This window comes from Streptomyces sp. NPDC003943 (assembly GCF_053605265.1).
The window spans coordinates 45,095-58,299 of the sequence record NZ_JBSGIW010000030.1; the positions used below are offsets into that span (position 1 = coordinate 45,095).

The window sequence follows — 13,205 nt, forward strand, 5'->3', positions numbered from 1 at the left end:
TGCGTCCGTCAGCCTATACGTACGAGATGAAAGGATTCGCCGGAATCCTCCGTCACTGGTCCACGCCTCCGACACTTTTCCACAGGGGTGGTGGGGTTCGCCGCTCGGCGCGTACGGTGCCAGGCATGAAGATCCTGATCAGCGCCGACATGGAAGGCGCCACCGGTGTGACCTGGCCCGCCGACGTGCTGCCCGGGACCCCGCAGTGGGAGCGGTGCCGTGCCATGTTCACCTCGGACGTGAATGCGGCGGTGCTCGGCTTCTTCGACGGCGGCGCCGACGAGGTCCTGATCAACGAGGCGCACTGGACCATGCGCAATCTGCTGCTCGAACGGCTCGACGAGCGGGCCGAGATGCTGACCGGCCGCCACAAGTCGCTCTCGATGGTCGAGGGCGTCCAGCACGGCGACGTGGACGGCATCGCCTTCGTGGGCTACCACACCGGGGCGGGCACCGAGGGCGTCCTCGCGCACACCTATCTCGCCAACTCGATCACCGGCGTCTGGCTCAACGGAGTGCGTGCGAGCGAGGGCCTGCTCAACGCGCATGTCGTCGCCGAGTACGGCGTCCCCGTCGTGCTCGTCACCGGCGACGACCTGACCTGCGAGGACGCCCTCGGCTACGCGCCGGAGGCGCTCAAGGTCGCGGTCAAGGACCACGTCTCGCGATACGCGGCGGTCTGCCGCACCCCCACGCGCACCGCCGCCGACATCCGCTCGGCGGCCAAGCAGGCGGCCTCGCTCGCGGTGCGGCACGAGCCGGTGCACGGCGGGCCGTTCACCGTGGAGCTGGAGTTCGACGCGGAGCACCTGGCCGCCGTGGCGACGGTGGTCCCGGGCGCCGAGCGGAGTGGCGAGCGGCGGGTCGCCTACACCAGCGGGACGATGTACGAGGCAATTCGCACGTTCAAGGCGGTCACCACGATCGTGTCCGCCGCCGTGGAGGAGCAGTATGGCTGACGAAAGGGACGGTACGGACCAGGGCCCGGACGCGACGGCACTCGACGAGGTCGTCACCTTCACCTCCGATCTGATCCGGATCGACACCACCAACCGGGGCGGCGGCGACTGCCGCGAGCGCCCCGCCGCCGAATACGCGGCCGAGCGACTGGCCGGCGCCGGCCTCGAACCGGTGCTCCTGGAGCGCACGCCGGGCCGCACCAACGTCGTCGCCCGCATCCCCGGCACCGACCCCACGGCCGACGCGCTGCTGGTCCACGGTCATCTCGACGTCGTCCCCGCGGAGGCCGCCGACTGGACCGTGCACCCGTTCTCCGGAGAGGTGCGCGACGGGGTCGTGTGGGGGCGCGGCGCCGTCGACATGAAGAACATGGACGCGATGGTGCTCGCCGTCGTCCGCTCCTGGGCCCGTCAGGGCATCCGGCCGCGCCGGGACATCGTCGTCGCCTACACCGCGGACGAGGAGGCGAGTGCCGAGGACGGCTCCGGCTTCCTCGCCGACCGGCACGCCGGCCTCTTCGAGGGGTGCACCGAGGGCATCAGCGAGTCCGGCGCCTTCAGCTTCCACCCGGACCCCCGGACCACGCTCTACCCGATCGGCGCCGGCGAGCGCGGCACCGCCTGGCTCAAGCTGACCGCACGCGGTCAGGCCGGCCACGGCTCCAAGATCAACACCGCCAACGCCGTCACCCGGCTCGCCCAGGCCGTCGCCCGCATCGGCTCGCACGAGTGGCCCGTCCGGCTGACCCCGACCGTGCGGGCCGGGCTCGCCGGCCTCGCCGCCGTGTACGGCATCGACACCGACGTGGACGGCCGCGACTTCGACACCGAGCTGCTCCTGAAGAAGCTGGGCCCCGCCGCCGCACTGCTCCGGCCCGTCGTCCGCAACAGCACCAACCCGACCATGCTCGACGCCGGTTACAAGGTGAACGTGATCCCGGGCGAGGCCGTCGCCTACGTCGACGGACGGATGCTGCCAGGCTGCGAGGACGAGTTCATCGAGACGATGGACCGGCTCACCGGACCCGACGTGACGTGGGAGTTCCACCACCGTGAGGTGGCTCTGGAGGCGCCGGTCGACTCGCCGACCTTCGCCAAGCTGCGTGCCGCCGTCGAGCGCTTCGACCCCACCGGGCACGTGGTGCCCTTCACCATGTCCGGCGGCACCGACGCCAAGCAGTTCTCCCGGCTCGGCATCACCGGCTACGGCTTCTCGCCGCTGAAGCTGCCTCCCGAGCTGAACTACGGGGCGCTGTTCCACGGCGTCGACGAACGCGTCCCCGTCGACGCCCTGCACTTCGGCGTCCGCGTCCTCGACCACTACCTCCGGACCGCCTGACACCCCGGGCCGTCTGACACCCGGGCCGCCTGACACCTGCACCGCCGGACACCCGGACCCGACACACCCGGACCGGCACTCCCGGCCCGCACCACGACCACGACCATGACCTGCACCAGGGGGGATTCCTGATGGCAACCACGGCCACCTACGGCAGCTGGCCGTCGCCCATCGGCGCCGCGCTCGCCGCCGCGCACGACGGACGGCCCGAGTTCGTCGGCTTCGTCGGCGACGAGGTGTGGTGGTCCGCACCGCGCCCGACCGAGGGCGGCCGGCGCGCGCTGGTGCGCCGCCGCCCCGACGGCACCGAGGAGTCGGTGCTGCCCGCCCCGTGGAACGTGCGCAGCCGCGTCATCGAGTACGGCGGACAGCCCTGGGCCGGCACGGTGCGGGCCGACGGCTCGCCGCTCGTCGTCTTCTGCCACCACCCCGACCAGCGGCTGTACGTCTACGAGCCGGACGCGGCGGACGGCGCCCCGCCCAGGCCGCTCACGCCCGTCTCGCCGGTCGGCGACGGGCTGCGCTGGGCGGACCCGGTGCTCAGGGCCGAGCACGGCGAGGTCTGGTGCGTCCTGGAGGAGTTCACCGGCCCCGGGCCCACCGACGTGCGCCGGGTGATCGCCGCCGTGCCGCTGGACGGCTCCGCCGCCGACGACCGCTCCCGGGTGCGTGAACTCACCGACGGGCAGCACCGCTTCGTCACCGGCCCGCGGATCTCGCCCGACGGCCGGCAGGTCGCCTGGATCGCCTGGGACCACCCCAGGATGCCCTGGGACGGCACCGAGGTCCTGCTCGCCGACATCACCGAGGACGGTGCCTTCGGCCTGCCCCGCACCGTCGCCGGCGGGCCCGAGGAGTCCGTCCCTCAGATCGACTGGGCCCCGGACGGGCAGCTCCTCCGCCTCAGCGACCGCACCGGCTGGTGGAACCTGTACCGCACCGCCGTGGACGGCGCCCCGGACCTCGCGCTCTGCCCGCGCCCCGAGGAGTTCGCCGGAGCCTTGTGGCGGCTCGGCCTCAGCTGGTTCAGGCCCCTGGAGAGCGGCCTGATCGCCGTCGTGCACGGCAAGGGCACCGGCGCCCTCGGCATACTCGATCCGGAGAGCGGCGAACTCGTCGACGTGGCCGGGCCCTGGACCGAATGGGCCGCCACCCTTGCCGTCCACGGCACCCGGGTCGTCGGCGTCGCCGCGAGCCCGCGCAGCGCCTACGAGGTCGTCGAGCTGGACACCTGCACCGGCCGCGCCCGGGTGATCGGCGCCCCGAACCAGGACCCGGTCGACCCCGCGTACTACCCCGAGCCCCAGGAGCGCACCTTCACCGGACCCGGTGGCCGGGAGGTCCACGCCCATGTCTATCCGCCTCGCCACCCCGAGGTGACCGGCCCCGATGGCGAACGCCCGCCCTACGTGATCTGGGCCCACGGCGGCCCCACCGGGCACGTCCCGCTCGTCCTCGACCTGGAGATCGCCTACTTCACCTCCCGGGGCATCGGCGTCGCCGAGGTCAACTACGGCGGTTCCACCGGCTACGGCCGGGAGTACCGAGAGCGGCTCCGCGAGCAGTGGGGCGTGGTCGACGTCGAGGACTGCGCCGCCGTGGCCCGTGCCCTCGCCGACGAGGGCACGGCCGACCCGGCCCGGCTCGCCGTCCGCGGCGGCAGTGCCGGCGGCTGGACCACCGCCGCGTCGCTCGTCCACAGTGACGTCTACGCCTGCGGCACCATCCTCTACCCCATCCTCGACCCGGGCGGCTGGGCCACCGACGAGACCCACGACTTCGAGTCCCGCTACATGGACGGGCTGATCGGCCCGGTCGCCGAGGTGCCCGAGCGCTACCGCGAGCGCTCCCCGCTGGAGCACATCGACCGGATCACCGCGCCCTTCCTGCTGCTCCAGGGCCTCGACGACGTGATCTGCCCGCCCGCACAGGCCGACCGGTTCCTCGCCCGGATGGCCGGCCGGGGCGTCCCGCACGCCTACATCGCCTTCGAGGGCGAATCGCACGGCTTCCGCAAGGCCGAGACCCTGATCCGCGCGCTGGAGGCCGAACTCTCCCTGTACGCCCAGACCTTCGGCATCGAGCGGTCCGACGTCCCCCGTCTGGAGCTGAGGAAATGAGCCCCGAGACCCCCGGGCCGTATCTCCGGCCGCCGCGGCTGCGCCCCGGCGCCCGTGTGGCCGTCGTCGCACCCAGCGGCCCCATCCCCGAGGACCGCCTCCAGGCCGGCCTCGACGTCCTGCGCGGCTGGGACCTCGACCCCGTCGTCGCCCCCCACGTCCTGGCCGGCCACCCCACCCTCGGCTACCTCGCCGCCACCGACGAGGACCGCGCCCGCGACCTCACCGAGGCGTGGTGCGACCCCGGCGTCTCCGCCGTGCTGTGCGCCCGCGGCGGCTACGGCGCCCAGCGCATGGTGGACCTGCTCGACTGGACCGCGATACGGGCCGCGGGCCCCAAGGTCCTCGTCGGCTACAGCGACGTCACCGCCCTCCACGAGGCGTTCGCCGTCCGCCTGGGCCTCGCCACGCTGCACGGCCCCATGGTCGCCGCCGCGGCCTTCCTCAAGGACGCCCGCACGCAGGAGTCGCTGCGCGCCACCCTCTTCGAACCCGAGTCGGTGCGCACCCTCGGCCTGGAGACCGCCACCGCCCTCGTGCCGGGCCGCGCCCACGGCGTCACCCTCGGCGGCTGCGTCAGCCTCCTCGCCGCCGACCTCGGCACCCCGCACGCCCGGCGCTCCGCACGCGGCGGGCTGCTGCTCCTGGAGGACGTGGGGGAGGAGCCGTACCGTCTGGACCGGATCCTCACCCAACTCCTGCGCTCCGGCTGGCTGGACGGCGTCGCCGGGATCGGGCTCGGTTCCTGGGAGGAGTGCGGGCCGTACGAGGAGGTGCGCGCCGTGCTCGCCGACCGGCTCGGCGGTCTCGGCGTGCCCGTACTGGAGCGGATGGGCTTCGGGCACCACGAGAGCGCACCGACCGTGCCGTTCGGGATACCCGGGGTCCTGGACGCGGAGGCGGGGACGCTGACCCTGGACGTGCCGGCGCTGAGCTGACGGCGTGAGCCGCACAGCGTCACACAGGCAGGCGACGAGGCTTCACTGAATCTCCGTCAACAACCTTTGTCAGGCTCGTTGACGGCTCTCTGACACGTGTCACACCATGGGCGCGCCCCGTACCTACCGGTAGGTAGGCCGTTCGCGCGTCCTCGGTGTGGAGGTCCCCGTGTCCCGTGCCCGTGCTCGTGTCCTGCCCAGATCACGCAAGGTCATCGCCCTCACGGCCGGGGCGGCGCTGGCGGCGCCGCTCGCCCTCGCCGCACCCGCGCAGGGCGCCGAGCCCGGCACGTACGCCTACACCGTCACGCCGCTTCGCTTCACCGTCCAGGCCGGCGGCCGCAGTTGTGCGATCGACGCCGACCTCTACCGGCCCGAGGGCGTCGACGCGGACCACCCCGCGCCCGCCGTCCTCGCCACCAACGGCTTCGGCGGCAGCAAGAGCGACGGCTCCACCGATGCCATCGGCAAGGCCGTCGCCACCCGCGGGTACGTCGGACTCGTCTACTCCGGACTCGGCTTCGGCAACAGCGGTTGCCTGATATCCCTCGACGACCCGCGCATCGACGGCCAGGCGGCCACCCGCCTCGTCGACTTCCTCGCCGGCACCCGCGCCGCCGACGACGGCACCCGCGCCGACTTCGTCACCAGGGACGGGACCGGCGACCCGCGCGTCGGCATGATCGGCGGCTCCTACGGCGGCGCCATCCAGCTCGCCACCGCCGCGACCGACCCCCGCCTCGACGCGCTCGTCCCCCTCATCACCTGGAACGACCTCGCCTACTCCCTCGCCCCCAACAACGCCGACCGGGCCACCCCCGGCGTCTTCAAGTGGCAGTGGGCGAACGGCTTCTACCTCATGGGCGAAGGCCAGCCGCTGCTCGTGCCCTCCCTCGACCCCAGCCGGATCAACTCCCTCGGCTGTCTGCACTTCGTCACCGACGCCTGCGACACCGTCCGGCTGCTCAACTCGGGCAACTACCCGCAGGCCGCCACCGACAGCATGCTCGCCTTCGCACGAAGCGTCTCCCCCGTCTCGTACCTCGACAAGGTCAAGGCCCCCACCCTGATCGTCCAGGGGCAGTCCGACAGCCTCTTCAACCTCAACGAGGCCCGGAACACCTACGACCAGCTCCGCCGGCAGGGCGTCGACACCAAGATGATCTGGCAGTCCTGGGGACACAGCGGCGGCCGGCGGCCGGGCGAACTCGACCTCGGCCAGGGGAACCTGGAGTCGAGCTACGTGGGGCAGCGCGTGCTCGCCTGGTTCGACCGCTATCTGCGCGACGACCCCGCCACCGGCACCGGACCCGCCTTCGCCTACTACCGGGACTGGCAGACCGGCTACGGCACCGCGGCCCGGGTCCCTGCGCTCAGCCAGCAGCTGTACCTCTCCGGCGACGGCAAACTCGTCGACAACCGCGCCAAGGTGGTCCGCGGCTCGCGCCAGTACGCCAACTGGCTCGTGCCCACCAGCCACTCCGAGTCCTCGCTCGCCGGCCTCGTCGGACTGCCCGACCCCCAGCCGTACGACATCGCCGGCACCTACCTCGGCTGGCGCAGCGCCCCGCTCGCCGCCCCCGCCGACCTCGTCGGCTCGCCGCGCGCCACCCTGAAGGTGGTCTCGCCGCGCACCGAACGCGTCCAGGGCTCCGGCGACGCCGCCGACCGGCTGGTCCTCTTCGCCAAGCTCTACGACATCGCCCCGGACGGCACGAAGACCCTGGTCAACCGCCTCGTCGCGCCGGTCCGCGTCCCCGATGTCACCCGCCCCTTCACCGTCGAACTGCCCGGCATCGTCCACCGCTACGAGACCGGCCACCGCCTGGAGTTCGTGATCGCCGCCAGCGACACGGCCTACTTCGGCAACCGGGGCATCAAGCCGGTGACCGTCACCAGCGCCCCCGAGGACACGGGGACGCTGGAACTGCCGCTGGTGAACGGCCGGGTGGACTGAGCCGGGGCGGCGGAGCCGGGCAGGCGAAGCGAACGGCGCGAGCCCGACCGGCTCAGTCCAGGACGACGACCGTCTCCTGCTGCACCGGCGCGGTCGGCACCCGCGGGGCCTCCACCTCGACCAGCCAGAGCCCCGGCGGCGGATCGAACACGGCCCGGTACCGGCCGTCGTCCAACGGGAGCAGCCGGCGCCGCTCCAGCACCTCGCCGGTCGCCGGTGAGACCAGACGCCCGTCGAGGAACAGCCCGTCCTCCTCCGAGACCGCCGCCACCTCCAGCGGCTCGCCCTTGGCCACGGCCTCGGGGACGTCGACGCCGAAGCCCATGCTCAGCGTCTGGTACGGACGGTGCTCCAGGGCCTCGTACCGGTCCAACAACTGCCGGTGCAGATGCACATCGTTCGGCAGGGCCGTGTGGCCGAGCCGGAACCAGTCGACCCGTGCGCCGTCGGCCCAGTCCGGCGGCGTCGCGGAAAGGCAGGGCACGGTGCCGTCGCCCTGCCAGCGGTTGTCGTCGGGGAAACGGTCGGCGTACGTGACCTCCCCGGCGGACAGCCGCAGCAGCACGTCCGTCGGCTCGCCGCGGCCACCGGACGCGAACAGCTGATAGGCATCGGGACGGCCGGCGGCCCGGTCCGCCTCGGCGTTGTCCCGGATGTGCCGGGCGAGCTCCCGGCGGAACTCGAACGCGTCGCGCACCATCGCGGTGTCCAGATCCGGCACGGACACGTCCTCGAGCCGGGTGCCGCCCGGATGCCCGTCCACGCACTGGTACGTGGGCAGCAACTGGTGCACCGCCGGCATGCTGCGCGCAGCCGTGATCAGCCGCTCGCGCAGCCGCACCGGCACGGCCCGGAACTTCCGGCCGGGGAAGGTCCCGGTCAGCGCCTGGACGGCCTTCACGGCGCCGGCGTACGGCGTTCCGATCGTCACCAGCGACCGGGCGGTCTCCCGGCCGCCCAGCACCTCCAGGTAGTAGCGCGCCACCAGCCCGCCCATGGAGTGGCAGACGAAGACGACCTTCGGCGCGCGCTCGCCGCTCTCGCCCCGACCCCGGCACTCCTCCGTCCAGCGGGCCAGCTCCCGTTCGACGAAGACCTTGAGAAGCCCGGCGGAATGCCGGTTGGACAGGCGCCAGTCGTACGGGAAGACGACCATCCGCCCCTCGGCGAGACCGCCCAGGTGCCGGGCCAGCTTCTTGTAGGCCACGTGCGGCATCAGCCCGGGCCAGATGCGCGGCTCCTTCAGCAGCCCGTCCGGGGACAGCGCGTGCGGCGCCGACGCATCCGGCGTCTCGTTGCCGATGCCGGGCGGCAACGTGAGCCGCTCGAAGTAGCGCTCCAGGCCGAACAGCACGCTGCCGACCACGCCGGGGGTGAGGTTCCAGACATCCTTCCCCTCCGCATCGCGCAGCACGCTGCCCATGATTCCGGGCACGAAGACGACCAAGTCGTTCGACATCTCTCTCCTTTCAGTCCTTCGTGTCATGCCGCTGACCGGCGTCAGCCGCGACGCTCGTCGAGCCGCAGGACGTCCATGCGCTCCCTGCCCACCGCCGCGACCAGCAGCCCCGACGCGGCCGGGGCGGCGAACACCTGGTGCACGTCGAAGCCGCGGTCCGGCAGCACCCGGTCCTCGCCCGGGCCGTCGACGGCCCACTCGTGGACGATCCGGGTACGGCTCGCGCCGAGGAGCACGAGCCGGCCCGCCGCCGTCGCGCAGAAGGCCAGCGAGCGGACGTCGGCGACCTCGGTACGCAACCGGAGCCACCGCCGGCCGGTGCCGTCCTCCAGCGGGTCGTCCAGGGAACCGGTGAAGACACCGGCGGAGGTGGCGACCGCAACGAGCGGCCGGCCCCCGGCGTCATGGGTGGCGGCCAGCGCACGGGCCGGCACGGGGTGCGCGAGCCGCGGCAGCCGGAAGCGCAGGGGCCGTATGCCGGGCTCCGCGCCCGGCCAGACCCAGACGGAGTCGCCCGCCGTCGCCGCCACGAACGGCTCGGCGCCGGATGTCTCGACGGCCGTCAGATGCTCGATCCGTCCGACGCCGACGTGCAGGCTCGGCCGCTGTTCGCCGCCGGTGACGTCCCAGCGGCGGATGTACCGGTCGGTCGCCGCGAGCACCTGGACCGCGCCGCCGTCGCCGGCCAGCGCCACGGCGGTCACGCTGCTGTCGCGGTGCACGTCGAGCCGGAAGTCCCTACCGGCCTCGTCGGCCAGTGTCCTCACCCGCAGACAGGGGCCGTGGACGGGGTGGTGCCCGCCCACCGCGAGCCAGAGCGTCTCGTCGCCCCCGGGGGCACCGCGCAGCGCCAGCGAGGAGACGCGGTCGAGGACCCGGTCGTCGGCCAGGTGCCGCCCGCCCAGGTCCCAGACGCGGACGGTGTTCTCCGCGGCGAGCGCCACCGCGCCGCCCCCGCCCCCGGCCGCCCCGGTCATCGCCCCCACATGGCCGCTTCCCGAACTGGGCATCCCGGTCCGAGGGCCGCCCCCGGCCGCCCCGGATCCGGGCGCGCCGGCGGCCGGCTGCCACACCCGGATCCGGGAGCCGTCCGCCACGCACACGGAGCCCTCGTCATCGCGCAGGAACGCCACCGAGCGAGGCTGAGTGCGATGCCCGGGCAGAGCCGGTAACTCCTCGTTCTCCAGGGGCCCGTCCCCGACTCCGTCCCGTGCGCCGTGCCGCACCCGCCACAGCCGTACGGCCCCTCCGTCGACCGCCGCCACCAGCAGCCCCTCCGGGTCGTCCCGCAGCGCCACCGCCGAACCGGACGCGTGCCGCAGGGCCGCCGTGTGCATCAGCTCGGCGCCGGGCGGCGCCCCGTCGGCGACTCGCCGGACCCGCCACACCCGCACCTGCGGCCGGGCCGTGCCGAGGACGGCGACATGCAGCCCGGTGTCCGAGACGGTGGCGGCAAGGGCGTCGGCCCGACCGCCGTCCGCGCCGAAGGCCAGCAGCCGTTCGCCGGTCCGGGCGTCCCACACCACCGCCCCGCCGTCCCCGGCGGCCAGCACGCACGGCAGCCCGTCGAGGGCGCCGACGGCCACGCTCTGCACCGGGCCGGCACCGGGCCACGGCCAGAAGCCCCGGTGGTGGGGGCGGCCGTCCCGCCACTCCCACACGGAGACGGTCGTGCCGCTCGCCGCGACGACGAGCGCGGTGCCGCCCGCGGATCCGGCCGCCACGTCGCCGATCCGCGACCCCCACCCGTACACCTGGACCGGCCCGGACTCCGAGGTCCACACGACGACCCGCTCGGCGTCCGCGACCGCCGTCACCGCCGTTTCGAGCGGCGCCGACGTCACCGGCGTCCCGAGCGGCGCCACTGTCAGCGCGTGGAACGCGCCGCTGCCCAGCCAGCGATGCAGGAAGACCGGCCGGCCGCCGGGCCGCGGCCAGTGCCAGAGCCGCTCGCCCGCCGCGAGCAGACCCCGGCCGTCGCCGTCGGCGGCCACCGCCCGCACATCGCCCTGCGGCACCTTCAGCGTGCGGAACGGCGGCACCGGCCGGGTCGTCGTCCACTCGTCCGTCCAGAACAGCAGCTCGGGGGAGCGGGCCCAGGCCCGTAACTCCGGCTGCTGGTAGAGCGCCGTGGCCTGCAACAGCGCCGAACGCCCGGCCGGGCTCCGGCCGGTGAGCTCCTCCGCGACCCGGCGGTAGAGTTCCGTTCGCTCCGTGGCCGCCGCGCCCGGCCGGTCGAGCAGCCGGATCAGCCGCTCCGGCTCCGCATTGACCAGGAACTCCGCGTCCTCCGCCAGCTCGGTCAGCCGGCCGCAGGCGTCGGCGTGGGCGGTGACGTAGCGGGCGATGTACGCGTTGGTGGCGCCGCGCCCCCGGTAGACGGCCCGGTGCCTGTGCAGCAGCACGTCCGTCATGACCGCATGCAGCTCGGCCCGGGTCCGGCCGGTGCCCGCCAGGAGGTGGTGGGCGAGGGCCTCGTGGCCCAGCCGGTAGACGGGCTGGCCGGCCTCTCCGTACTCGACGACATGGGCGCCGGCCACCCGTCGGATCCGCCGGATGTCGTCCGCGGAATATGCGACGGTCCGCCCGTCCGCGTCGGCCAGACGCCGCGCCGCGTCGAGCCAGATGTCGTCGGCGTGCGGCAGTCCCGCGCCGTACGACAGGGCCAGCGGCAGCAGCAGTCCGCGCGCCCAGCCGGCGGGCACGGGGCCACCGGGGCCGGCCGAGGCGACCCGGTCGAGGTCCCGGACCTCCTGTTCGAGGGCCTCCTCCAGGCCGGCGGCGAGCAGACCGCGGAACTCCTCGCCGTCCGCGGCGAGCGCCCGCCCGGAGCGCACCAGCGCGACGCAGTGCAGCCGCGCGACGAGGAACACGCCCTGGCTCTGCTCCACCAGAACCCGGGCCACCGCCTCGCGCAGCCCGGCGTCCGCGCGGTACGGCGAGTCCGGCCCGGACAGCCGGTGCGTCACGTACTCCGCGATGTCGTCCGCGCGGTCGTGCACCGTGTCCAGGTCGTGCGTGGTGGCGTCGAGCAGCGCGAGGGCCTGTCCGGCCGTGGGGCGGGTGCCGACCAGGATCCGTACGTTCGGCTGCTGACCCAGCGGACCGAGCACCTCGGTGACCAACGCGTCGAGATGGGCCGGGTCCGTCTCGTCGAGCCCGTCGACGAGGAAGGCGGCCTCACCCTCGGCCCGGCAGGCCGCGATCAGCGCGAGGACCGCCTCGCCGACGTCCTTCCAGCCGGCCTCCGGCTCCGGGATCTGCATGCCCAGGGCCAGCTCGCGGGCGCATTCCAGGGCGCTGCGGCCACGGCACTGGATGCCGGCGGAGATCGCCCCCGCGAGGCTGCTGCGCCGCCCCGGCGGCAGGGCGCGGAACTGCGGCGTGTCCTTGATCGTCATCAGCGCGATCTGCCCGAGGAGCGCCGACTTGCCGCTGCCGGGCGCGCCCGTGACGCCCATGATGCCGTTGCGCCCGGAGGACGTCAGCCACTCCGTGATCCGGGCCAGCGAGTGCCGTCGTCCGACGAACGGCACGTCGTCCTCCTCCAGCAGCAGCCCGGCGAAGCGGCCGCGCAGCAGACGCTGCACCTGCTCGCCGAGGAGCTCCTGCCGCCGGGTGGGCGCGGCGGCGGAGACGGGACGCGCGGAGGGGTCGTAGTGCGGATTGACGAAGAAGCCCAGGAGCCGGTTGCCGCCGTGGAGTTGGGGCGTGACGCGGTCACCGCCCGCGGTGTCGGCCAGCACGTGGTGGACCGCTTCGAGGACCACCGCCCCGTGCACGGCCCGCGCGTACGCGTTCCACAGCGGTTCCTCGCGGAACTCCTGGTCGCGCGTGTCGACCAGCCGCCGCCACGCGCCCAGCCAGAGCCCGACCTGGGCGAGGTCGTCGCCCGCGACCGTGCCGAGGCAGCCGATGCTCCGGCCGGGCATGCCGGCGCCCGGCGGTCCCGGCCGCAGGATCCCGGCCGCGACCTCCAGCTCGACGTACTCCTTGTAGACGTCGTAAGCGAAGTCGGCGGCATGGCAGGTGTCGACGATGAACAGGACGTCCCCGCTCAGCCGGATCAGGAAGCGGCCGAGTTCGTGCGGATAGAACATCGGGTCCTTCGTCCGGAGGTCGAAGTCCCGGGACGGCAGGCCGACACGGTTCCTGCCGTAGGCGAAGCCGTGCCCCACCCAGTAGACGAGTTTGCGCCTCGCCGGAGACCGACGGATCACGTCGAGTGCCTCGTCGATCTCCTGCTTGGTTCCCGAGATCACCGGCGAGTCGGCGTCGAAGCCGAGCCGGCGGGCCAGCGCGCGGAAGTCCTCCGCGCAGCGGCGGGCCGACTCCAGCCGGGCGTGCGGGGCACCGTCGTACTCGTCGACACACACGACGAACGCCTCGCCGTGCACCCCCGCGCCGCCCACCACACCCGCCTCCCGTGCCCC

At 73.9% G+C, this 13,205-nt stretch carries 7 protein-coding genes; 5 read left to right on the top strand and 2 right to left on the bottom strand.

From position 1 onward, the window contains the following. Positions 1-125 precede the first annotated feature (125 nt). The 5 genes from ACWEV0_RS15320 (at position 126) to ACWEV0_RS15340 (ending at position 7,313) form a co-directional block, all read left to right on the top strand. Positions 126-959 carry a M55 family metallopeptidase gene (locus ACWEV0_RS15320; RefSeq protein WP_453149762.1) on the top strand — a complete coding sequence of 278 codons (834 nt, stop codon included), beginning with the start codon at positions 126-128 and terminating at the stop codon, positions 957-959. After that, positions 952-2,298: a M20/M25/M40 family metallo-hydrolase gene (locus tag ACWEV0_RS15325; RefSeq protein ID WP_453149763.1), complete on the top strand. Its 1,347-nt coding sequence runs from the start codon at positions 952-954 to the stop codon at positions 2,296-2,298. The genes ACWEV0_RS15320 and ACWEV0_RS15325 overlap by 8 nt, the downstream gene beginning before the upstream one ends. A gap of 131 nt (positions 2,299-2,429) precedes the next feature. Continuing rightward, complete coding sequence (locus tag ACWEV0_RS15330; protein WP_453149764.1) at positions 2,430-4,418, top strand: dipeptidyl-peptidase 5; 1,989 nt, start codon at positions 2,430-2,432, stop codon at positions 4,416-4,418. Then, a complete protein-coding gene (locus ACWEV0_RS15335; RefSeq protein WP_453149765.1) occupies positions 4,415-5,356 on the top strand; it encodes a S66 peptidase family protein in 942 nt (313 codons plus the stop codon). The genes ACWEV0_RS15330 and ACWEV0_RS15335 overlap by 4 nt, the downstream gene beginning before the upstream one ends. 157 nt (positions 5,357-5,513) lie before the next feature. Then, entirely contained in the window at positions 5,514-7,313 is a 1,800-nt protein-coding gene (locus ACWEV0_RS15340; protein ID WP_453149766.1) for a CocE/NonD family hydrolase, read from the top strand. A 52-nt stretch (positions 7,314-7,365) separates the two neighbouring features. Here the strand turns inward: ACWEV0_RS15340 and ACWEV0_RS15345 are convergent, their stop codons facing one another. Beyond that, complete coding sequence (locus ACWEV0_RS15345; protein WP_453149767.1) at positions 7,366-8,772, bottom strand: esterase/lipase family protein; 1,407 nt, start codon at positions 8,770-8,772, stop codon at positions 7,366-7,368. Positions 8,773-8,813: 41 nt separating this feature from the next. Beyond that, entirely contained in the window at positions 8,814-13,187 is a 4,374-nt protein-coding gene (locus tag ACWEV0_RS15350; RefSeq protein WP_453149768.1) for a hypothetical protein, read from the bottom strand. Positions 13,188-13,205 lie beyond the last annotated feature (18 nt).